The 23,110-nt window shown below is 60.5% G+C and carries 18 protein-coding genes; 8 read left to right on the top strand and 10 right to left on the bottom strand.

The features are described 5' to 3' along the window. Positions 1 to 16 precede the first annotated feature (16 nt). Entirely contained in the window at positions 17 to 1,522 is a 1,506-nt protein-coding gene (locus G9C82_RS19955) for a CoA-acylating methylmalonate-semialdehyde dehydrogenase (protein WP_127015154.1), read from the top strand. 188 nt (positions 1,523 to 1,710) lie between these two features. Here G9C82_RS19955 and G9C82_RS19950 read toward each other — a convergent pair whose 3' ends face one another. Further along, the gene (locus G9C82_RS19950; protein ID WP_127015153.1) at positions 1,711 to 2,505 is read right to left on the bottom strand and encodes an HpcH/HpaI aldolase/citrate lyase family protein; all 795 of its coding nucleotides are present in this window, start codon (positions 2,503 to 2,505) and stop codon (positions 1,711 to 1,713) included. 349 nt (positions 2,506 to 2,854) lie between these two features. Here G9C82_RS19950 and G9C82_RS19945 point away from each other — a divergent pair, with 349 nt between their 5' ends. Further along, the gene (locus tag G9C82_RS19945) at positions 2,855 to 4,090 is read left to right on the top strand and encodes a mandelate racemase/muconate lactonizing enzyme family protein (RefSeq protein ID WP_127015168.1); all 1,236 of its coding nucleotides are present in this window, start codon (positions 2,855 to 2,857) and stop codon (positions 4,088 to 4,090) included. Positions 4,091 to 4,255: 165 nt separating this feature from the next. Then, the gene (locus G9C82_RS19940) at positions 4,256 to 6,064 is read left to right on the top strand and encodes a thiamine pyrophosphate-binding protein (protein ID WP_127015152.1); all 1,809 of its coding nucleotides are present in this window, start codon (positions 4,256 to 4,258) and stop codon (positions 6,062 to 6,064) included. 96 nt (positions 6,065 to 6,160) lie between these two features. Here the strand turns inward: G9C82_RS19940 and G9C82_RS19935 are convergent, their stop codons facing one another. Next, a complete protein-coding gene (locus tag G9C82_RS19935) occupies positions 6,161 to 7,168 on the bottom strand; it encodes a C-terminal binding protein (protein ID WP_164734799.1) in 1,008 nt (335 codons plus the stop codon). A 374-nt stretch (positions 7,169 to 7,542) separates the two neighbouring features. Here G9C82_RS19935 and G9C82_RS19930 point away from each other — a divergent pair, with 374 nt between their 5' ends. The 4 genes from G9C82_RS19930 to G9C82_RS19915 all read left to right on the top strand — a co-directional run bounded on the left by G9C82_RS19930 (position 7,543) and on the right by G9C82_RS19915 (position 12,162). Beyond that, complete coding sequence (locus tag G9C82_RS19930) at positions 7,543 to 8,985, top strand: extracellular solute-binding protein (protein WP_206508223.1); 1,443 nt, start codon at positions 7,543 to 7,545, stop codon at positions 8,983 to 8,985. A 93-nt stretch (positions 8,986 to 9,078) separates the two neighbouring features. Continuing rightward, positions 9,079 to 10,023, top strand: a complete 945-nt coding sequence (locus tag G9C82_RS19925) for a carbohydrate ABC transporter permease (protein WP_127015150.1) — start codon at positions 9,079 to 9,081, stop codon at positions 10,021 to 10,023. Further along, on the top strand, positions 10,020 to 10,937 hold the full coding sequence (locus tag G9C82_RS19920; protein WP_127015149.1) for a carbohydrate ABC transporter permease: 918 nt from the start codon (positions 10,020 to 10,022) through the stop codon (positions 10,935 to 10,937). Before G9C82_RS19925 ends, G9C82_RS19920 begins: the two co-directional genes overlap by 4 nt. 85 nt (positions 10,938 to 11,022) lie before the next feature. Beyond that, on the top strand, positions 11,023 to 12,162 hold the full coding sequence (locus tag G9C82_RS19915) for an ABC transporter ATP-binding protein (protein WP_127015148.1): 1,140 nt from the start codon (positions 11,023 to 11,025) through the stop codon (positions 12,160 to 12,162). 256 nt (positions 12,163 to 12,418) lie between these two features. Here G9C82_RS19915 and G9C82_RS19910 read toward each other — a convergent pair whose 3' ends face one another. Then, on the bottom strand, positions 12,419 to 13,486 hold the full coding sequence (locus tag G9C82_RS19910; RefSeq protein WP_127015147.1) for a glucose 1-dehydrogenase: 1,068 nt from the start codon (positions 13,484 to 13,486) through the stop codon (positions 12,419 to 12,421). Positions 13,487 to 13,593: 107 nt separating this feature from the next. Then, positions 13,594 to 14,676 (bottom strand): Gfo/Idh/MocA family protein, encoded by a 1,083-nt coding sequence (locus G9C82_RS19905; RefSeq protein ID WP_127015146.1) that lies wholly within the window; start codon positions 14,674 to 14,676, stop codon positions 13,594 to 13,596. Between the two features lie 278 nt (positions 14,677 to 14,954). On the opposite strand from G9C82_RS19905, the gene G9C82_RS19900 reads away from it, so the two are divergent. After that, positions 14,955 to 16,151: an IS4 family transposase gene (locus G9C82_RS19900; RefSeq protein ID WP_127015145.1), complete on the top strand. Its 1,197-nt coding sequence runs from the start codon at positions 14,955 to 14,957 to the stop codon at positions 16,149 to 16,151. Positions 16,152 to 16,388: 237 nt separating this feature from the next. On the opposite strand, the gene G9C82_RS19895 is transcribed toward G9C82_RS19900, so the two are convergent. From G9C82_RS19895 to G9C82_RS19870, 6 genes are all read right to left on the bottom strand, one after another. After that, positions 16,389 to 17,204, bottom strand: a complete 816-nt coding sequence (locus G9C82_RS19895) for a sugar phosphate isomerase/epimerase (RefSeq protein ID WP_127015144.1) — start codon at positions 17,202 to 17,204, stop codon at positions 16,389 to 16,391. 82 nt (positions 17,205 to 17,286) lie between these two features. Then, complete coding sequence (locus tag G9C82_RS19890) at positions 17,287 to 18,090, bottom strand: aldo/keto reductase (protein WP_127015143.1); 804 nt, start codon at positions 18,088 to 18,090, stop codon at positions 17,287 to 17,289. Positions 18,091 to 18,557: 467 nt separating this feature from the next. Continuing rightward, positions 18,558 to 18,878 carry a hypothetical protein gene (locus G9C82_RS20795; RefSeq protein WP_241244171.1) on the bottom strand — a complete coding sequence of 107 codons (321 nt, stop codon included), beginning with the start codon at positions 18,876 to 18,878 and terminating at the stop codon, positions 18,558 to 18,560. Between the two features lie 306 nt (positions 18,879 to 19,184). After that, positions 19,185 to 19,409, bottom strand: coding sequence for a hypothetical protein (locus G9C82_RS19880; protein ID WP_127015142.1), 225 nt, complete (start codon positions 19,407 to 19,409; stop codon positions 19,185 to 19,187). Between the two features lie 85 nt (positions 19,410 to 19,494). After that, entirely contained in the window at positions 19,495 to 19,671 is a 177-nt protein-coding gene (locus G9C82_RS19875) for a hypothetical protein (protein ID WP_164734797.1), read from the bottom strand. Positions 19,672 to 21,552: 1,881 nt separating this feature from the next. Next, positions 21,553 to 23,109 carry a primase-associated protein gene (locus G9C82_RS19870; protein ID WP_127015140.1) on the bottom strand — a complete coding sequence of 519 codons (1,557 nt, stop codon included), beginning with the start codon at positions 23,107 to 23,109 and terminating at the stop codon, positions 21,553 to 21,555. Position 23,110 lies beyond the last annotated feature (1 nt).

The raw sequence follows: 23,110 nt of genomic DNA, 5'->3' as shown, positions 1-23,110 counted from the left end.
TAGACAGTGTCCATGTATGACAAGCAAGCAAGAGCAGTCGCCAGCGGCGACTGCAGTGCCCGACACCGTACGGAACTACGTCGGCGGCGAGTGGGTTACAGTCGAGGGTGACGACGGCCAGCCAGTCATCAACCCAGCAACGAACGAGACGCTAGCGGAGACAACGTTCTCGGACCAGACAACCGTCGAGGAGGCTGTGCAGACAGCCGGCGAGGCGTTCGAAGAGTGGAGAGCCACCTCGCCCGTCGACCGCGTCCAGTACGTGTTCGACCTCAAACGGGAACTCGAAGACAGACAGGAGGACATCGCGCAGGCCCTCACTCGTGAACACGGCAAGACGCTCGGCGAGGCCCGCGGGGAGATTCGTCGCGGAATCGAAAACGTCGAAGTCGCGGCCGGTATCCCGAACATGCTCCGGGAGGGGAGCGGCAACGTTGAGGGTGTCGCGACGAACACGGACGAACACGCCGTTCGGCAACCGCTCGGGGTATTCACCGCCATAACGCCGTTCAACTTCCCGGCGATGATTCCGCTGTGGTTCCTGCCCTACGCTGTCGCGACTGGCAACACGTTTATCCTCAAACCCAGCGAGAAGGTACCGCTCAGCTCACAGCTCATCTTCGAGGCCGTCGACGCCGCCGGCTTCCCCGACGGCGTCGTCAACCTCGTCAACGGCGGCGCCGATACGGTCAACACGCTGCTGGAACACGAGGACATCGCCGGCGTCTCCTTCGTCGGCTCGACCCCGGTCGCCCAGCACATCTACGAGACGGCCGCGAAGCACGGCAAGCGCGTCCAGGCGCAGGGTGGCGCGAAGAACTACGCCGTCGTCACGCCGGACGCCGAACTCGAGGAGGCCGTGCCCAACATCATCGGCTCGGTGTACGGTAACGCCGGCCAGCGCTGTCTCGCCAACGACGTCGTCGTCGGCGTCGGCGACGTCTACGACGACCTGCGCGAAGAACTTCTAGACGACGTTGACGACCTGACGGTCGGCAACGGCCTCGACGAGGACACCGACGTCGGCCCGCTCATCACGGGCGAGTCCGCGGAGCGAGTCAGCCAGATGGTCGAGGCCGCAGTCGAGGAAGGCGCTGACCTAGTGGTGGACGGACGTGACTTCGAGCATCCGGACTATCCCGACGGGAACTTCCTCGGCCCGACGCTTCTGGAGAACGTCACGACAGACATGGATATCACCCAGACCGAGATATTCGGCCCCGTGATGGCCATGGCCCGGGCCGAGGACCTCGACGCGGCGATCGAGATGGTAAACAGCACTGAGTACGGTAACGCCTCCTCGCTGTACACCGAGAACGGCGCCGAGGCCCGCAAGTACCGCTACGAAGTCGACGCCGGCAACATCGGCATCAACATCGGCGTCTGTGCCCCCATGGGCTTTTTCCACTTCGGCGGCCGGAAGGGGTCGTTCTTCGGCGACCTGCACGCCCAGGGCGAGGACGCGGTGAGCTTCTACACCGACAAGACAATCGAGATCCAGCGCTGGTACAGCAACAACTGAACCCCTGCGGCCCCAGCCCCGTTACACGCCCGCTGTCGGCGGTTTTCCTCGTTCGTACGCTAACCTGGCAGTGGCCTGTGTAGCGCTCGTGGCGAGCCGTGGGCAGAAGTCAGCGAGAGCGATACAGGGGTTCTCTCAGGCGATGCTCTTCCCGAGTGTCGGTTCACCGAGCGAAAGCGGTGACTCAATCAGTCGAACGATGAGGGGGGTGTCTGTTTTTCCAGGGCAGCCGAGTAATCGCCTATCGCCCTGTCGACGGACTCCATCAGCAGCGAGATGTCTTTCCCGGCGATGAGGAAGTCAAAGCCCTGTGCCAAGCGTTCGTCGATCGCGTCGATATCGACGGTGAGCGTCCCGACCGGGACGCCAGTCGTCTCGCTCGCGTCGATGATCGGCTGGATGGCATCGGCGAACTCCTGGGAGTCCCACTCGGCAAACATCCCGAGCGCACTGGAAAGGTCCGCCGGACCGACAAACAGGGCGTCGATGCCGTCGACGTTGGCGATCTCCTCGACGTTCTCAAGCCCCGCTTCGGTCTCTATCTGTGCGATGGTCAGGATAGTGCCGTTGGCGTTCGTCACGTACTCCTCGAAGTTTTGACCGTAGCCCGTCGCCCGACTTCCCGCGATCCCTCTGATACCTTCCGGCGGATATCGGATCGATTCGACGAGGGTCCGTGCTTCCTCAGCCGAGTCTATCATCGGGACCATGACGCCTGCGACACCGATGTCCACGACCCGTTTCAGACGGACCGGATCGTTCCAGGGCACCCGAACGATCGTGTCTGTCCCGTTGTTCGCGGCGTCGACGCTGCGGGCCATCGTCTCGACCGTCTCCAGCGTCATCGTCGTGTGTTCCATATCGACCAGAACGAAGTCCAGATCGAGCTGTGCGACGCCCTCTGCGACCTTCGGGTGACCAATGGAGAGCCATGTGCCGAACGGTTGGCCGTCTGAATCGATCAGATCCTTGGTGTTAGTCATAGCTGTTTTCCTTTGACCAGTATCGCCCAGACCGACCGCTGTCTTGGCGACCACTAGCTTCCTGTCTCTTACCTATACGTGGAGGTACAAAAATATACAGGCTTTTGCGAACCGCCGAGAAGAGACACTGCGGTCGGCATCCCGACACCAACGAAGCCGGTGAACGCGCGATGCCCCCACCGGAAATTATAACATGGCAACCGGTGAAACGGCAGATGATGCGATTCGGTGTCACCTGCTGCGGTGTCCTGTCCGCTACGCGGGAACTGCCGAATCGTTGGCTGGTGACCTGTCGGCGTCCAACTGTGCGACCCGACACCGCCGGCCGATTACTGAGATTGATTCAACCATGTACGAGGACTTCGCTTCCAAGCTCGCAGTGACCATGTGGGAAGACTTCGATGAAACGCCCCGGCGTGCTGACGGCCCCCCAGCAGAGATAACCGACCTCGATACCGTGGTGGTCGACGGGAACTTCCCGTGGACGATTGTCACCGTCGAGACGAGCGACGGGGTCACCGGTATCGGCGAAGCATACCCCTCGCCCGGCGTTCACGAGATCATCACGGACTACCTTCGACCGATACTGGTCGGCGAGAACCCGACCGATGTCGAACGACTCTACAACCTCATGCGCGGGAGCCTGTCCGGGCGTGGCTCGCAGGAAGGGGTCGGCACAATCGCCATCAGCGGTGTCGAACTCGCCCTGTGGGACGCTGCCGGGAAGTTGCTCGACCAGCCGGTGTACCAGTTGCTGGGGGGGAAGATGCGCGAGGAGGTGGCGGTATACGCGGACTGTCACGCCGGCGAGGCCATGGTCGGGTCCGCCGAAGAGGGACAACAAGAGTCAACCTACCAACCAGAAGCGTACGCGCAGGCCGCGCGTGCGGCTGTCGACGACGGGTTCGATATCGTGAAGTTCGACCTCGATGTCCCCTCGGGGCGTGAGATAGATACGCTCTCCCGACACTTCGACCCGCCAGAGATAGCGCACAAGCAACGGGTCGTCGAAGCCGTCATGGAAGAGATCGGCACCGACGCGGAGGTGGCAGTCGACCTCCACTGGAACTTCAGCCCCGAGACGGCAGAGCGACTCTGTCGGGCACTCGAACCGTACGGGCTCGCGTGGATTGAGGACCCGCTGCCCCCGGAAAACACAGACGCGATGCGGGAGCTCAAACGACGCGTCGACGCGACCATCCTGACAGGCGAGAACCGCTACGGCCGCCACGGCTTCCGTGACCTCATCGAAGAGCAGGCCGTCGACTTTCTCGCGCCGGACGTGCCGAAAACGGGTGGTATCGCCGAGACGAAGAAGATCGCAGATATGGCCGAATCGTACTATCAGGCCCTCGTCCCACACAACATCGGGAGTCCCGTCGCGACAGCGGCGACAGCCCACGTCGGCGCTACTGTGCCGAACTTCATCGCACTGGAGTACCACGCTCGTGAAGTCCCATGGTGGGAGGACTTACTCGCCCGCGAGGACGACTTCATTCAGGACGGCCGGATCCGGATTCCCGACAGCCCGGGGCTCGGCATCGAACTGGACTGGGACGTCGTCGAACAGCATCGGAAAGCGTAGCATCGCACTTCGCCTCGAAGTCACCAGACGGAACGAAATCGCACCACTCTGTTCGGTCTCGTCGAAAAGCTCTTCACCCCCTAAATTCAGGTTTCGAGCGCCTCAGACACCGTGCATCGGCACCTGACCCGAACATTGATTACAGTGCTGTCTGAACGCATAGGTATGCCCCGGCTGAACGGCAGTGAAATCATCGCACAGTACCTCGAAAAAGAAGACGTCGAATACCTTGTGGGGATTCCAGGCCACGGGAGCACGCTGATGATCGATGCGTTCAACGACTCCGACGTCGAGGTGTTCCAGCCCCGACACGAGCAGGGAGCGACCCATATCGCGGACGGATATGCACGCGCAAACGGTGACCCCCCCGTGGTGTACACTTCTATCGGACCGGGCGCAACCAACACCGTAACAGGGGCTGCGACTGCCTTCGTCGACTCCATCCCGATGATCATTCTCACCGGCGGGCCACAGACCCACGAATACGGGCAGGGCATCCTGCAGGAAATCGAGCGCCAGAAGCCGGGTGACTTTCCGAACGTCATGGAACCGGTGACCAAGCAGACATTCCAGGTCCACGACGTCGAGCAACTGCCGCGGACGATGCGGCGTGCGTTCCAAGAAGCCGTGACGGGGCGCCCAGGACCGGTACACGTCGAGATACCGATGGACGTCCAGCACGCGGAGGCGGACGTAGAGATTCCGGAACCGGAACAGTCACGCACTCAGCACCGGCCCGCCGGCGACCCCCGGTCGGTGTCCGAGGCCGCGGACCTCCTCGAAGACGCGGACCGGCCGGTCATCGTCGCTGGCGGTGGCTGTCTGCTCGGAGAGGCATCCGAGGAAGTGCAGGAGCTCGCCGAGTACCTGCAGGCACCCGTCAGCCCGACGTTCCAGGGGAAAGGGGTGATTCCCGAAGACCACGACCTCTTCATCGGGTACGCGGGGGCCTGGGGGACGACTGCAGCCAACGAGCTCTGCAGTAGTGCTGACGTGGTTCTCGCCATCGGGGTCCGGTTCTCCGACCTCCACACGTCGTCGTTCGACCCCGGCGTCAGCTTCGAGATTCCACCGACGAAGCTCGTTCACGTCGACATCGACCCCCACGAGATAGGAAAGAACTACCCGGTTGAGGTGGGCGTGCAGGGCGACGCGAAGGTCGTGACGCGACAGATTCGCCACGAGATCGCCGAGCGAACCGACCCGGTCGATACCGACAACAACGAGTACTACGAAGAAGTCCAGAGACGCTGGAACGAGTGGGAAGCACGTATCCAGGAGCGCCACACCGATGACTCGGTTCCCCTGAGTATGGCCCGGGTCCTCGGTTCGCTTCGAGACGCGCTGGACCGGGACGGAATCGTCACGACCGGTGCCGGCCACTCGCAGGATATCACAAACCCGGAGTTCCCGGTGTACGAACCCGGATCGAACATTTCCGCGGGCGGGTTCTCCACGATGGGCTTCGCGCTGCCGGCCGCAATCGGTGCGAAGCTCGGTGCTCCCGACCGGCAGGTCGTCTCCGTCCAGGGCGACGGGAGCTTCCTGCACTGCAATCAAGAACTCATCGCCGCCGTCCAGGGAGACGTCGACGTGAACGTCGTCGTTCTCAATAACCACGCGTGGCTTTCGATTCGGAACCTCCAGGTCACCCAGTCCGGATGGGACCGCGTACTGGCGACCGAGTTCGACGCGGAACACGACTACGACGCGGTCGGCATGGCCGAGACGATGGGCGTCGAGTACGCAGAGCGGGTCTACGAGCCGGGCCAGCTCGACGAGGCGCTCTCCGGGATGGTCGAACACGACGGACCGGCGCTCGTCGAAGCGGTCGTCCAGCGAGAGACGACGGAGACGGGCGGCATCATGACTGGCGCGTGGCACCTCCCGGGACTCGGCGAAGGGTACGAGTCCGCGGAACGGCCCGATGCGGAGCCCGGTACCGAGGAGACGGAAGCGACCGGCGACGACTGAGACTCCCACTGGATTCACGTCCGGCTGTCGCCGTCGCTGCGCACACGATATCGATGAAGCGTTTCGAAGCAGTTCCCGGGCGGTGTCGTCGGACGACTACTGCGGTTCGTTGACCGGATTCTCGGGAGTCGACCCGTCGAGGACGCGGCGCACATCCCGGGCAGCTGTACGTCGCCGTTCCTCGTTCGCCTCCTGAGAGAACCACGCGACGTGGGGAGTGAGTATGACCGATTCGAGGTCCCGAAGGGGGCTCTCGAACTGTGGGAAGGCGTCACCCTGACTGGGTGGCTCTGTTTCGAATACGTCCAGCCCGGCACCGGCGATTTCGTCTGCATGCAGTGCGTCGACGAGGTCGTCTTCGACCACGAGGCCCCCGCGTGCGACGTTGATGAGATACGCGGTGTCTTGCATCCGTTCGAATGCGGTAGCGTCCATCTTTCCTCTCGTCTCTTCGATGAGCGGTGCGTGCAGCGAAACCGCGTCGGCGGCGTCCAGCACTTCCTCGAAGGTGGCCTTCCGGACTCCCGCCTGGGACATCTCCGCTTCGTCTATATACGGGTCTGCCGCGATGATGTCCATCCCGAAGGCCTGTGCCTTCTCGGCAACGAGTTGCGCAATCGTCCCGAACCCGACGATTCCGAGTGTCTGTCCGCGGAGCCGGTGAATCTGCTTCGTCGTCACGTCCTGAGCCCACACCCCGTCGTGCATGGCGCTATCGTACGTCGAGAGGTTGCGTTCGAGCGCGAGCAGGAGCATGATGGTGTGCTCTGACACCTCGTCCTGACAGTAGACGGGGACATTGACGACGTACATCCCGCGTGCCGCGGCGCGTTCGGTTTCGATACCGTCGACACCGATACCACAGCGGGCGATGACCTCACACCGGTCGAGCGCGTCGATCACCTCCGCCGTGTAGGGGGCGGCCAGGAGCCTGTCGATCACGGCATCTACGTCGGCGAGTTCACGAATCAGGTCGTCCGTGGTTTCGATATCTACCGGTCGGAGCGTCACGTCGAGGCCGTCGAACACTGTCTCTTCCACGCTCAGGTCGAACGCACTCCCCGCAGTGACGCCGACAGTTCTCTCCCTGGATTGGTCAGTCATATGGCTGCGTTCATCTCCTTGACCTATCCAAAAGTAGTTTTCCATGCGACCGACGTCGTCCGCAGGCGCCGAGGTGCGGCAGCGACCGCGGGACGGCGCGGGTCGGCCTGAAGGGATCCGACAGCTTAGCCTCCCACGGCGTCAATTAACTGGACCAGCATACGGGTGACCTGGCCGCAAAGATACCGTCCTATCTGAGATGGTATCTGCAACGGTGCGTAACGAGAGCAGACAGTACGGATTCGAATATGTCGATCCGGTCATTGCACCGGTCAAATCCGACTATCTAGTACGAAGCCATCAGACGTTAGTTTCAGAATAAACAGTTGAACTCAACAGCATGATTTATTACGTAGGAAAGTCAGAGTCAAGATGTGACTCCAACTAGCAAGGCAGAGACTGATAGTGGTACTAGAACGGACGACTCGACTGGGAGGTCAGCCACGTCACGCCGAAAATTCATCGGCACAACCGCGAGTATCGTAGCCCTCTCCGGTCTCGCTGGTTGCGGGGGTGGAGGGGACGGCTCCGGTGGCGACGGTGGTGACGGTGGCGGCGACGGCGGCTCGACCGGTTCCGGGTCGAACGAGACTGCAGACGAACTCTCGATTGCGGCGGTCGAGGGCTCTGGTCGACTCTTCAAACGTCTCGTAGACGAGTACGTGTCCGACGATACCGGCATCTCGGTCAGCGTCGAACTGTTCCCGTACGCAAACCTCTTCGAGAAGACGAACAGCGTCCTCTCGACGCAGGGTGATGCGTACGACATCGCGTTCATGGACGACCCGTGGTTCCCGCAGTTCGCCGGGGACGTCGACCCCATCCAGCAGTGGCTCCCGGAAGACCTGCCGACGGACCAACTCATCGACACCACCGTGGACATCTCGACGTGGCCCACCCCGGGCGCGCCGGACATCCCATCTGCAGAGGGGATGGATCAGAAGGTCCGCGGACAGGTCATCGTCGGGAATACGCAACTATTCGCCTACAACAGCGGGTATTATGACCAGGTCGGCGCAGATGCGCCCGAAACCTGGGGTGATGTCTACGAGGCCGGACAGCAGATCTCCGACCAGATCGATGGCGCGAACGGGTACATCATCCGCGGGAAGCGCGGTAACCCAGTGATGGCGAACTTCTTCGCCCTCGGTAACGCCATTGGCGGAACGATGTTCGACGACGACTGGCGATACAACTGGTCCGGCGAGAACGGGACGGAAGCGGTGCGGTTCTACACCGAAGACCTCAAATCCATCAGTCCTGACGGCGTCACCTCGTTCGACAGCGACGCCGTGCTCAACGGCCTGTCGAGCGGGTCTGCCGCTCAGGCCCCAGCGTGGCCCTCTGCCGCCTCGCTCCTGCTGGACTCCGAAGAGTCCGAGCAAGCCGACAATATCTCGTTCACTCCGATCCCGAAAGGCCACACCGGCGCGGAGCGACGAGCGCCGACCCAGGGGAACTGGATCATGGGAATTAACAGCTACGTCGACGATTCGAAAAAGCGGGCGGCCGGCGAGGTCATCCGTTCGGCTATCTCGAAGGAAGCACAGGACACGTATGTCGAACTCGGCGGCGTCCCGTTCCGGCACGACACCTTCGAGGATAACATGGACGCCCAGCCGTGGTTCCCTGCGCTGTACGAGAGCCTGCAGACCGCACAGTACCGGCCTCGGACGCCGCTATACTCCGAGTTCGGTATCGGGCACGGCGAACTGCTCAACACCGCACTCGCTGGCGACCTCTCCCCGAGCGAGATGACCAAAGAGGCGAAAAGCCAGGTCGAAGGCATCCTCGCCAACGCCAATTACTACGAGTGAAACAGAACCCTATGGAACGCGACTTATCAACAGCCTTGACGTGTTTCTCCGATCGGTACGGAGCACTTCCAGGGCTATTCGGAGAGGATACCGATGGCGACTGACACCGATAGCGCGACAACGAGCACGGAGGTCGCGCAGTTCAGTACGGACACGTCCAGTCGCGAGGACGCGCTGCTGTGGGTCGACGACCACCTGAAGTGGTTGATGACGCTTCCAGCGGTGCTGATCCTGTTTTTGCTGACGTTTTACCCGTTGCTTCGCGCACTCCAGTTCTCGACGCAGTCGTACCTACCGACCGGGACAGAGCCCGTGGGCATCGAGAACTACGTCCAGCTACTCAGCGACGGGGCGTTCATCAATTCGCTGGTCGTGACGGCGAAGTTCGTCGGCGTCGCCGTCGGCGTCGAGTTCGTGCTCGGGTTCGCCATGGCGCTGGTGCTGAACAAGAAAATAAAGGTCCGTGGGCTCTGGCAGACGTTGATACTCATTCCGATGATCCTCTCTCCGACTGTCATCGGCCTGATCTGGCGACTGATGTACGCGCCCAACGGACTGTTGGACTTCATCGCTGCCCCGTTAACCGGGGGGGCGAACGTCGGCTGGATCAGCGAGACGAGCATCGCGCTGTACTCGGTTATCCTCACCGACATCTGGCAGTGGACGCCGTTCGTCGTGCTGGTGCTGTTTGCAGGGCTGCAGTCGGTCCCGGACGATGTCAGTGAGGCGGCGATCATGGACGGCGCTTCCCGACGGCAGCGGTTCATGCACATCACGATGCCGTATCTCAAGTCGCTGATAGTGCTGATCCTGATCATTCGACTGGTGGACGCTCTCCGCGTGTTCGCGAAGGTGTTCATCCTCACCCGCGGCGGTCCGTCCGACGCGACGAACGTCATCAGCATGGAGATGTACCGGACCGCGTTCCGGTTCAACAACTTCGGCGAAGCGTCCGCGATGGCCGTGTCGCTACTCGTGTTGGTGTTGATACTGGCCATGAGCTTCGTCAAGATCGCTAACGTGGAGTTCGGATCATGACTACGAAACAGGACACCCCGGTCGAAACGATGCCCTACACGGAACCGTCAGGGCTGGAGAAGCTACACGAACGCCTCACGGAACTGGGACTGACGAAGCTCGGCGTCTACAGCGCTCTCGCCGTCTTCCTCGTCTGGACGCTGTTCCCGGTCTACTGGCTGGTGACGGCGACCCTGAAGACCAGGGAGACCCTGTTGTCGTTCCCGCCGCAGTGGATACCGGTCGACGCGCAGTTCGGGAACTTCGCGCGACTGTTCGCAGAGCGGCCGGAGTTCGTGACGTTCATCACGAACAGCGTCATCATCACTGTCGTCACGACAATCGTCGCGACGACGATCGGGGCGATGGCCGCCTACGCGTTCGTCACGTTCGAGTACCCCTACAACCTGGATTTCCACCTGCCGTTCTACATCCTGTCGACGCGGTTCATGCCGCCGATCGTCACGATCATCCCCCTGTTCGTCATCTTCCGTGGGTTCGGACTGGTGAACACGCTCCGCGGGCTCATCCTCGTCTATACGATGTTCAACATCCCGTTCGCCGTGTGGATGATGAAGGGGTTCTTCGAGGAGGTCCCGGAGAGCCTCATCGAGTCCGCGATGATCGACGGCCACACCCACCTGGGTGCGTTCTTCAAGATCGTGCTACCGCTCGTGAAACCAGGGCTCATCGCCTCGGCGATCTTCACGACGATTATCACGTGGAACGAACTGCTGTTCGCGGTGATCCTCGCACAGAGCTCGCAGGCGATTACCGTGCCTGTGGGGCTCGCTTCGTTCGTGACGAAGTTCTCGGTGCAGTGGATCAACATGAGTGTCGCGGCGACAATCGCCCTCGTGCCAGTCTTGGTGTTCGCGTTCATGGCGCGCCAGCAACTCGTCCGCGGGTTCAGCATGGGGGCGGTCGGCAAATGAACGCCGACTGCCGTCCACTGTCGGTCGTTCGTGCCGGACAGTCGGCACCGAATCGATTCACTACGACAACGGGGGTTTCCAAGCAATGGTAACTGTCGAATACGACTCAGTCAAGAAGGCGTATGGCGAAACGATAGCCATCGAGGACATCGACCTCGAGGTCAACGACGGCGAATTCACGATTCTGCTAGGCCCGAGCGGGTGCGGAAAGACGACCACGCTCAGGTGTCTGGCTGGACTCACGGAACCGACCTCGGGGACGATAACGCTCGACGGGCATGACGTGACCGATGTACACCCGAAGAACCGGAACATCGCGATGGTGTTCCAGAACTTCGCGCTGTACCCCCATATGACCGTGCGAGAAAACATCGGCTACCCGCTGAAAGTCGCCGGCGTTGACAAGAGCGAACGGCAAAACCGGATCGAGCAGGTCGCAGAGACCCTGGAGATTCCGGAACTGCTCGACCGAGACATCGCCAATCTGAGCGGCGGGCAACAACAGCGTGTCGCACTGGGTCGAGCAATCATCCGCCGGCCGGCGGTATTCCTGATGGACGAGCCACTGGCGAACCTCGACGCGAAGCTCAAGATCAGCATGCGAAGTCGGATCAAGGTCCTCCAGCGGGAGATGGACATCACCACGCTGTACGTCACCCACGATCAGGAGGAGGCGATGTCGCTCGGTGACAAACTCGTCGTGATGGACAAGGGCAGTATCCAGCAGATCGGGACTCCCGACGAAGTGTACCACCAGCCGGTAAACCGGTTCGTCGCTGGCTTCATCGGGTCCCCGTCGATGAACTTCGTCGAAGTCACCCACTCGGAGGGACGGATTCAGGCCGTCGATGCCCCAGACGCCTTCGACGTGTCGCTCGACGACACCGCTGCGAGTCGATACACCGGGACCGAGCGGATGACGCTCGGAGTCCGACCGCAGTACTTCACCATCCACACGGCGGACACTCCAAACGCTATCGAGGCTGTCGTGAACGTGACCGAACCACAGGGTGACGAACAGATCGTCGAACTGGAGGCCGAGGACGTGAGTCTGACCGTCGTCGCACCGAGCACTATCGATGCCACACGGGGCGACACCGTGTGGCTGACGCTGGAAGACGAACTTGTCCACGGCTTCGATACCGAAACCGGGGAACGGATCGGTGACCCCGAAGAGATAGTTGCTGCGACGCGCGCCTCCTCTTCGACCGGGTCGCAGTCGTAGCTGCGATCGCTCCGCCACTACCGGTTCTCCCGAGCGCTTCCGATCAGTCCGTTATCGTCCGGCGGGCCGATAGCCGCTCCAGTGAGATGCGGCGTACCGACGCAGCGGTGGCTCGACACGACAGTGTCCCGAACGCACCGAACGCTCGGTAAACTTCCGAAAGGGTGCTACCAGCCCACACTGTGCCGAACATCGCCACCGCGATTAGTTTGCTGGCGAGCGGTGTGTACCGCCAGCCTCGCTCGGATGTCCCTGTTCACCGCTCGAAAGACACGACCGTTTTTATCATGTCCTCGGAGTCGTCCAGCGCTGCCTCGACTTCGTCGACAGCGTAGACACCGCTGACGAGTTCATCGAGAAGTGATTCGGGGGCTTCACTCAGCCAGTCTACCGCGGCTCGAAAGTGGGGCTTCCGGGAGTTGACCACGCCGAGGATGCCCTTGTTGTTCACGACGAGCTCCGAGTGAAACTCGCCACCGTCGATTTCGAACGCGCTCTCGCCCGGTATCCCCTGTAGTGTCGCGATGCCGTTGGGGCCGAGCGCGCTCACGACCTCGACGGCGTGACGGGGGGAGCCGGTGGTCTCGAAGACGAAGTCCGCAGGGCAGTGGACGTCCGGGAACTCGCTCAGCGCGGTCTCGCGTGAGTCGACGTACGTGGCGCCGACAGATTCGATGAACGCGATCGTGGGGTCTGGCCGGTCGCGCCGACCCAGACAGTACGTTCGGTCGAACTCCCGGCCCGTCGAGAGGCGGGCGAGCGCCAGCAAGCCGAGGTTCCCGTTGCCGAGGACGAACGCGTTCTCCGGTCGCCAGTCGAATCCGGAACGAGCGGCGAACGCCTGCTCCAGGGCTTTCTCGACGATGCTAGCCGGTTCGGCGAAGAAGCCGTAGTCCCTCCGGCTCTCCGGTAGGGAGACGAGGTACTTCGGCTCTGCAGTGAAGTACTCAGCCATGTACCCGTGTTCACCCGTGATACCGCACTCGTGGACGGTCCCAGGCGGCGCCATGTCGAGTTCCGCGTTCTCGGCGAAGCGCGACTCCGGGTCTTTCGGCCGTCGAACCAGCGCTGTGACGACGTCGCCAGGTTCGAACCGACTGCCGTTGGGTTCCTCGACGACGCCGACGGCTTCGTGTCCGATGACGAGGTGGTCGTCCCCCTCGGGACAGTCGCCACCGATTTCGCCGGCGGCGATCCGCCTGTCGGAGCCGTCGACACCGACGTGGAGCGTCCGAACGAGCACTTCGTCCTCGGTCGGTTCGGGTTCCGGTTTCTCGATGACGCGCAGGTCTGGTCCCTCCGGATAGAGTGCTACGGCTTGCATTGCAACAACAGCACCTACAGTTCGCATATGTAATCAACACTTCGCTCGCGCCCGCACGAGAGGAGTAAATAAAGTCCGAGTCGCGGCTGAGACGGACTACGACTGCGTCATTCGCCGGTCCGCGGCGTCTCTCCACGATAGGTCCGGAACAGGTCGACGATTACTCGCAGGTCCTCACGCGCTTCAGCGAACGTCGTCCGGACCGGTGCATCGCCCTCTACGCATCGGACGAACCGCTGTAGTTCCCGCTTGAACGGTTCCTCGTACGATGGCGTCTCCACAGTATCTGTCAGTTCTTCGGTCCCCTGTCTGATTCGGAGTTCAGTCGGCGTGTTCTTGATGAACGGGTTCGAGAAATCGACGGAGACCATCCCGTCCGGAGAATCGACGCGAATGGACTCCTCGAACCACTTCCGGTCGCTGTCGCCGGTCTCCAGGATACACTCGACACCGTCCTCGTAGGTCATGTGGGCCGTCGCGTAGCGGCCGTTTGCAAGCACGTTGACGTGGTCGATGCGTTCTACATCGCCGAACAGCCCCCGGAGTGCGTTCACGTCGTGACAGACGTGTTCGAGCTGGAAGTCGTAGGCCTCGACGAGCGTCTCGTCGTCCGTTCCGATGGCCTGCTCGATATCAGCCCGCCGCTTTGCGCTGCTCTCTTCGATGACTGATTCGGGTGGCGACCCCGGGACTAGGTCGTACACCTCCTCGATGATCCGGAAGTGGTCGGGGTCGACGTCGTAGGCAGTCACGAGGTCGATCTGGTCTAACTCGCCGACGACTTCCTGGGCGCGCTCGTAGGACGGGTCGTAGCGCTTCATGTAGGCGACCATCGCCGTTGCATCGCTCTCCTCGGCCGCCGCAACGAGCCGGTCTGCGTCTTCGAGCGTCGCGGCGATTGGCTTCTCGACCAGTGTGTTCACGTCCGAGGCGAGTGTATCGACGGCGACGTCTGCGTGTGCATGTGAGGGTGTGAGTACGACGACGGCGTCGAGTTCGTCACCGACATCGGCGAGGAGTTCCTCGTGCCCAGCGTATACGTGCGGGACGTTGTATCGGTCCGCGAGAGTCTCCGCTCTGTCTTCTGCAGGGTCGACGAACGCGTGGAGTTCAGCCTCCTGTAGCTCGGCGAGGTAGGGGATGTGCATGACCTGTGCGACGAGGCCGCAACCGATGATTCCAAATCGCATTACCGACACTTCCGCGTCGCAGTTTTTATACCTTCGGGTGGGTTCCGGCTGCGACCGGTGCTTCGGTCCTACCGCTGACAGTCGCTATGTTCGCTTTTCACCCCCACACGGTCTCGCGATAGAGTCTGACTTCGAAGCGCGCTCTTTCCGGCGTAACAGGTCACGGCCGGTGTGAAACTACTGTCGTAGCCACGAGGCTCGAACCCGGTACCCGAAGAGGGACGCCCCTGTCCCGTTTCGAGTATTTAAACCGGGTAGAGCCCGGTAGTGACGGCCTGATGGTTGTTGATGCTGAAAGTGGGCCGTCATCAGAAGAATCGGTATCGAGTCAATTCAATCCTACCCATTCGGTTGCTGAAGAACTATACTCGCTGCTCGACGAAGTCGACAGCGAGTCCATCGCTGAGGAGTTCGGGATTGGTAAACACTGCAAGAAGCATGACTTCGACAACCACCTCAAGATCAGCATTTTCGAGGGGATTAACCCATCTGACTCACTTGCTGAGCTGGCCGAGAGAACGGCGACACACGACCAGTTAGACTACATGGCTGGGTCAACGTTCTCTCGGCGGACGAACGACCGCGACTACCGCGCGGTCGTTCGTCTCCTTTTCGAGCTACTTCACACGCCACAGCTGTACCATCAGCGTGCCGTTCAACGCAAGCGACTTGAGTGGCTCAATCGCCCTATCGTGGCACTTGATGCAACAAACCTCGCACTCACCAGATCTGTCGCTGTAGCTGGTGAACTCGACGAAGAGACGGTTGTTCACGAAATCCAGCCAACCGACGGTGGACTCAAGCTTAATCTTGCCGCGCGCGTGGATGGTGACCACAGCCACCCGCTTGGCATGACTGTCACAGGCGGTGATACTCGTGAACCCACACAGTTCGAACATCTCCAGAGCGATGTCGAGGTCTTTGCAGACCTCGACTCGCTCATTCAGGTCTTTGACCGTGGCTACCTCGATTATGACCGCTTCTGTTCGATGAAGCAGCGGGGTGAGGATTTCGTCACGTTGCTGCAGTCGAACGCTCAAGCCGATGTCTTGGAGACACTCCAAGACATCGACATCACCGACGAAGCAGGGACAAGAAGCGTGTCTGACCAGCGAATTGAACTGGCTGAGACCGGCGAACAGTTCCGGCGGATTGTATTTGAGGACGTGGACGGCGAAGAAATGCAGTACATCACGACGTTATCACCGGGCGAATTCGATCCTGTCGAGGTGATTAGTATCTACACGCTTCGGACAGTGATTGAGATTCTTTTTCGGGAGTTGAAGCAGTATACGAACGTTGAAAATTTCCACTCACAATCGCTCAACGGCGTGCTGTTCGAGTTGTTCTGTACGCTGATTGGATACGTGTTAGTGCAGTGGTTCCGGCAGCGCCACCCACTTCGGGGTGGCGTGCCGGAAGCCATCCAAAAAATTCGGACACGGTGGAACCAGTCGTTGCCCTCGTACGGCTGAATGGAGTACGATCCGATGGGAGAGCCGCCACGATGAGCGGCGGCTCTCCCGTACCTGGCTGTTCCGACCGAATTTGGACGGATATATCGCGGATACCGTCGATTTAATTGAAGCTGCTTCGGCGGTTAGCGGCAGTGAGCAGTTCACCACGCCGCTGGGCATTTTTTCCTTCGGCGCAATTCAAGCAGGAACTTTATCAAGTCGAAATGGGACAGGGACGCCCCTCCTTTCCGTCGCTCACTCGGCGGTTATCTGTTGCCAGTGCTCGTAGTTTTCCATCGCGTGGACAAGCGCTTTCTCCGTCTGGTTCTCTATCTCGATGGTGCAGTGGCCGTCGTACCCGATGTCCGCAAGCGCGTCGTGGACCGCCGCGAAATCGAGGATACCCTCCCCTAGGTCGGTGAACGAACGGAAGTAGTTGATGACGTGGTCCAGGTGGAAGTCCCCCTCGGTGAGGCTGTCTCGGACCTCGGCAAAGCCCGTTGGCGGGGCCACGTCCTTGAGGTGGACGTACGCGATGTCCTCGCTGAACCGTTCGATGCCGTCGGTCACGTCACCTTCCGGGAAGTGCTCGCCATAGGGATAGTAGTGCGCGGTGTCCCAGAGCAGTTCGAGGCCGTCGACTGCGTCCAACAGCTCGCGGGTTTCTGCCGCGTTCTCGATGTGAGTCGCGCCGTGGTGGTGGACCAGCGGCGTCACGCCAGCGTCGATTGCCGCCTCGGTGAGCCGCGTGAACCATCGCTGGACGGTTTCGTCGGCCACTCGGCCACGTTGCGGTGGCAGGAGACCGAGATACTCGGCACCCAGGTCGGCGACGTCCGGCACGTCAGCGATGACTCTGTCGACGGCCGCTTCTGTTTCGAGCCACTCGCTCATCACGCAGTAGAGGTCCAGTCCGTTCTGTTCTAACAGCTGTCCGACGGTGTCGAACCCTGTGGCTCGCACCTTCTCGAGTCCGATTTCCGCGCCGTCGTATCGACAGGCCGCGATGTCACGGAGGGCCCGGTCGATATCGGTCGCGTCGTACATGATAGTCGTGTATCCAACGCCCATACATCACCAGGGAACGTGTGATAATAAATAGATTCGGGTCGGAACACGCACAGACATCAGACTACCCCTATAGAACGCGGCGCTACCAGGTCATCCAGCGTGGGTCCTCACAGCGGTGGGTCCGGTCGATGGTGTCGATGCGTGCGATGTCTTCCGCGTCGAGGTCGACCGACCGAGCCCGGAAGTTTTCTCGAAGGTGGTCGACCGAACTCGTTCTCGGGATCGCGGCCACGCCGTCTTTCGAGCGGAGCCAGGCGAGGCTCACGACCGCCTCCGACACGCCGTGTTTCTCGGCAACCGCCGAGATCGCGTCCACGTCGAACACTTCGCCCTGTGCCAGCGGCGAGTACGCGACTACCCACGTGTCACTGTCCGAGAGGAACTCACGGAGTTCGTGCTGTGGGAGAAGCGGGTGCATCTCGACCTGTAACGCGTCGACCGGGACGTCGATAAGGTCCCTCACAAGCTCGAGGTCGGCAACTGTGTAGTTGCTGACTCCGAGATTGTCCACCTGCCCGTCCGCAACGTGGTCTTCGATGACTGGCAACACAGTCTCCATCTCGTCTCGGCTGCGCGGCCAGTGGTGATACAGGAGGTCGATGCGGTCCAATCCGAGTCGGTCGAAGCTCTCACTGATCGCCCGCTCGACATACTCCCTGGTCTTTTCGGGTTCCTCGAAGTGGGCAACTTTCGTCGCGACGAAGAGGTCGTCGCGGTCGACATCCGCGTTCGCGATGGCCGTGCCGACTTCCTCCTCGTTCCCGTAGAGCCGTGCAGTATCGATGTGCCGGTAGCCGTGTTCGATGGCGGCCTGTATGGTCTCCGTGCCAGCAGTCCCAGTGAGCGAGTACGTTCCGAGTCCGAGCTGTGTTCGGCTGTCGAACATAGCAGCGTGTACTCGAGCGATACCTAAGTTCCTATCGGCTTCCTTGCCGGGGGCAGCGGATTTCTCGACCGCTCCCTCGCGAATGGTAACGCCCACAGCTCTCTGTCGTTCAGATCTCTCCCCGGTACTCGAGTGGTCCCAGTGTTCCGGCGGGCCAGACTGCCGAGTGCTCACAGACGTTGTCTCTTATCACGCTATGACACAGTGTTTGATGGCTTTCTTCGCTTGTTCGGCCTGTCCGAACCAGACACACGGCTCCCGATGAGATTAGTGCTGTATCCAAGACAGTGGTCGTCTATACCCTACTACAACTCGGATACCTGCACGTACTGTTCGTGTTGGCCGAACGGTGACGCCCAGAATTATAACATAAGTACATCTGTTATGTCTGCTACTGATACGTATGTTACCATGTTTCAGTGATACGTTTTGTTCGGAAGGCACGAACGCTGGACCACGGCTTGCGATTACAATTTGTATCCGGCGCATATTCGTGGCGTGTCTAGGCGAATCGGCCCCGAGTAGTTCGGTCTCAGATAATGGGCGGGCCCATCTCGGTTCTCTTGATGGGGGACCGCCGTCTCCGACATCCGGTGGGTCACCAGGCCCTTCGACGGCGGGGCCGGCTGGCCGTTCTTGCAGGGCTTGCACAGGAGGTCCTCGTCGTTCTGGTCTGCGGTGTAGGCCGTCGTTTCGTCAGTGGTAAACCGACCACCGCAGTTGTCGCACGTCACGCTGACTGCCCCCGGGCGGGGCGTGTCCGCCGTGTTGACGGCGGCTCGACTCATAGGAGGAGCCCTCCGAAGAGAGCGCCAACGAACGAGACCCAGATGAGTGCGATGCAACTGACCACTGCTGCCTTGGTGTACAGGCTGAACATGGCTCACTCCGGCCTGCATACTCGAATATCGCTGCGGGTCGTCCAGTTTCACCGACAGCGAGTGTCAGCAGGGGACCCAGAGACGGGACCGCCGGGCTGGCGACGCCAGCCCAAGGTGGAGCGTATCCCCGAGCGCTTGCGCTCGGGAACCGCGCGGGTGAGTGCCAATCGGGACGCCGGCGTGTATCGGCTACCAAAAAAAGGGGCTGGCGGGTCACCGCATCGCTTTGAGTTGCAGTTCCTCCTCACTCGGGATGGGGAGGTCGTGGTACCGACGAGCGATGTCGCGGGCACGCTTCATGTTGGTGACGGCTCCACTGGAGTGGTCACTGAGGCTGTCGGCATCTTCAGAGTAGCCACCGAGACCGATTATACCGCCCGGCCCACAGCTGATGACGATGTAGCCCTGGAGTTTGCGGAGCGGGGAAGCCAGCGTCATGCCAGCAGCCCTCCCAGAACAGCCCCGGAGAAGACGACGTACAAGAGGGCAATACACCCTACCATCGCGTACTTGGTAAGCGGACTCATAGCTCCTCCCCACTTGCCCCGCAGTTGGCGCACTCGGCGTACGTCTCGCGATGGCGCCGCCCCGGGAGCTTGGCGCTCCGGGTTGGAACCTGGGTCACGTTGGGGTCATCGCAACAGCGGTCAGTCGTGTCGCTTGATTCATCGTCGGTCGCGTCGGTGGTGTTGGCAGTCATCTCTCTTCGAACTCCGGCACTCCCCTTGCGGGAGTGTATAACCGTTCACCCGGATTGCCGTCTGCTCGGCCCCGAATCGGGTGCATACGCCGGCTGATACATTCGGGTATCGAGTGCCCCAGCACCGGCGCTGTTACGCTGGCCGTTCGTCCGTCTGGACCGCCGGCTGTTTGCACGCTGGTCCCCGGGGTACGACCCACCGTCGCTTGGTGGCTGGAATCACGTTTGCGTCCTGTCCCGGGACTCGTTGCTCTCCGGCTTTCTATCAGGTTCCGTATGAGTATTTCCGCACTCCGTGTTGCTGGTGGCTCCACCAAATTTTGTCTTTTCTGTTGTTCGTTCAACGGTTCCGAAATGCTTGCACTACAGAGCTGTGCTGTTGGTGTGTTTCGGGGCTTTCGTCGCCGCCCGTGGAGCAGGTGTGCTGGCGCTCCGTTCGGGGCCACGCTTGTCGACATTGTCTCGGCTTTCTGATATACGTCTCACTGGGCATCCACCCTGCGTGTCACACTCGCCGCAGCCACCCTTCGGGTGGACTGAAAGGGGGCGGGTGGTCGATCCGTCCCGGACCCCGCAAGCACCGCAGCTCGCGAGGAGCGCAGCGGCGGTCCCGGAACGGTCGGTCGAGCACCCGCGGGCTTTCGAGGACTGCACCATCTCGGCCACGGTCGTCGCGGTCGTGTTCCCGGTGGTTGCATCGAGGGCGGACACCCCACTGTTTCCACTGAAAGAACGCCCCCCGTTTCGAGTGTTGTTGTGGGTCGGCCTGACGACGATGACCCAGCCCGACAACGCGCACAATCGGCTGTGTTGTGAACCTGATAGGACTGCGTCCGTCCCCATGGGTCCTACACTGTCTGTCCCACTGTGTCTCCTACTGTCTCCAGGGCCCACCACCCCGTGTGCAAGATGACTTCCCCCACTGGTCCTCGAGTCAGTCTTCCCTCACTGTCGCCATGGTGGCCGCCCACCCAGTCGTCGCGATCTCACTGTCACTCTGGCTCTGGCCTAGCCGACTGTCCCACCGTCGACGACGTCGACTGTCCCACTCGGTTCGGCACTGCCGGCGGCCCGTTGCTGTGTCGTCAGCCTGTCGGTCCCACTGTCACGCCTGTCTAGTCATCCTGATAGTTCACCCCTCCTGGGGGTCGCCCCCTTGGCGCTCGTCTGAAGCCCACTCTCGGTCGCCTACGGCTTCACCTCTGTTTACCCGTTTACCCCCCTTTCTCTTTGGACGCTACCCCCCGGGTAAACATTGGTGGCAGGAGATGCAGAATCGACTAAAAGCTCTCTAATTAATTTTAAGCCCGTAACCCATGGTGGAACAATTATTTTCGCTAGCCAAATATTGAGATATATTGTTTGAGGTATCTAAAAGTACTGTAAACCGTCGTATATGTGGTGCTATCGTTCCAAGCGCAACGCCCTTTCATGGTGGAACCGCCTCGTGAAGGTGGCACTCGTCCGATTTCGGCACTTTAGCTGTTCTAGCACTTCGGATTGGTGCGGTTTCATGGTGGAACCGCCTCATGAAGGTGGCACTCGTCCGATTTCAGCACTTTAGCCACTCAGTGTCAGCAGAAATTCGTCTGCATCCCAAATATTGCTTTGTGAAGGTGGCACTCGCGTGATTTCAGGCAGTACAATCTTATTTTGGGCTCCAAATACCGGCGTACCTGCTGATACTACCTCTATGGGGGTGCCACTCGCCAGTTTTCACGCTTAGACTCCTGAATTAGTTTCACAGTAAAAAATAGCCTAAAGTCTAACAAGTCTTGTTCAATAGCTTCACCGAGATAGCGTCCTGCTCCATGCACGACAAAGTAATGACTGTGAGAACATGGGCAATTGCTAGAGAAAACAGGTGCTATCTATCCGAGGTTACGCTTGATACTGGCCCGTACTTTCGGTGTCGTCGAGCTGGTCGTACATCGCATCGGGGAAGGGGAGACTTTGATAGATGTTGTATGGACAGAACGATTTGCCGATGCAGTGACGCTGCATATCGTGGTTGTCACAGTGCATCGGCAGTGGGGCATTACCGTTGATCTCGCCATGTCGCAATTCATAACGAGCCTGATAATCTGTGGTATCCTTGTCGTACCAATCCCACTTACTTTCGAAGAGTTCATGGATGTCATCAACCACCGCGTCTTCGCGTTCAGCCTCGGGCAGATCGTGGTAGCCTTCGAGCCAGAACACCATCCGAACGAAATTATAGAGGTCTTTTCGTACTGGCCCACCGTTATCTAATTTTAGGGCCTCAACCATATTCTGGAAGCACGGCAATTCGAATATATCATCAAGGTCATCGACTGTAATTTGCTTATAATTTCCACTCCCACGACCGACTGAATATTCCGAGTTCCGACGGTCATCATATGTGCGGTATTCGACCGCTCGGTACTCGTCGGATCGTGCTATCTCTACTAGGCTATTGGCAAGCGATCTAACACTAGATATCTTCCGCTCTGCTCGCTCCTCTCCAAACCCATCGGCGTCATAATTTTGGATGGCCTCGTGGTAGTCCTCGGCCTGATTGAACTCAGTGGCGTCTAGATCGTCGGCCTCCTTGGCGGCGTTCCGGACGAGTCGAAGGAGATTTGCTTGGGGGTCCCAGTCGGTCCAGAGGTCCTCCTGTTCCCCGTGACGTATCAGATCCTCAATAGTGGCCTTGATGACTTCGGCTTCGTTGTAGGTGTACTGGAATTGCTCTTCGGGAACCGAGTCCCAGGCCACGTCGACGATCCGCTCGAAGACTTCCTTCTGACGCTCGGCAAGGAGTGCCTGCCCGTGCTTCATCGGGACGTAGATACAATTGTTCTCGATGTGGTAGTTCGGCTCGCCAACCACTTCGTTTGTGTCGGGATTGTAGTCACCGCCCCAGCTCCCATTGTGGAAACGAGCTTGGCAGATTTCGCTCGCTGCGGCGAGTGGGATTTCCACGAACCAGTCGAACTCGGGGTGCTTGTCGGGACGGTTCTCAAGCGCACTGGCCCCCTTCATTGGGCGGGGTCGTTCGTGGTCGATCTCCGCCTTGTAGAGTTCATCGAGAAGTTCCCCTGTGGTCTGTGGACTCACCTGAGTGACGATGCCCAGTAGCATCTCGGTATGATACTGGCGGACGTACTGGACGAGCTGTATCTTCTCCGGTGGGGCGTTCTCGACTTTGGGGTGCATCCGGATTGCACAGGCAGTTACAGCGGCGATGACAGTGGTCCGCGCCGGGTCCATAATCGGCGGGTCCGTGATACGCTGGCCCCGAGTAGAGGGGTCCATCGACTGCTCGAAGAAGTAGGCCACGTCGGCAACGAGGGCTTCTGCGTCGTCGTCGTACCAGTCGAAGCCCCTATCGAGCAGTTGGATAATCTCGTCGTCGGAGTGGTGGTCAGCAAACAGTGCGGCTTCGATGGCTTTCCGGTCAGTATCGACTTGCATG

Source organism: Haloarcula sp. R1-2, from assembly GCF_011627385.1.
GTDB lineage: Archaea > Halobacteriota > Halobacteria > Halobacteriales > Haloarculaceae > Haloarcula > Haloarcula marismortui.
Note: the sequence above shows the minus strand (reverse complement) of the source record. Positions and strands in the feature narration are given on the sequence as shown.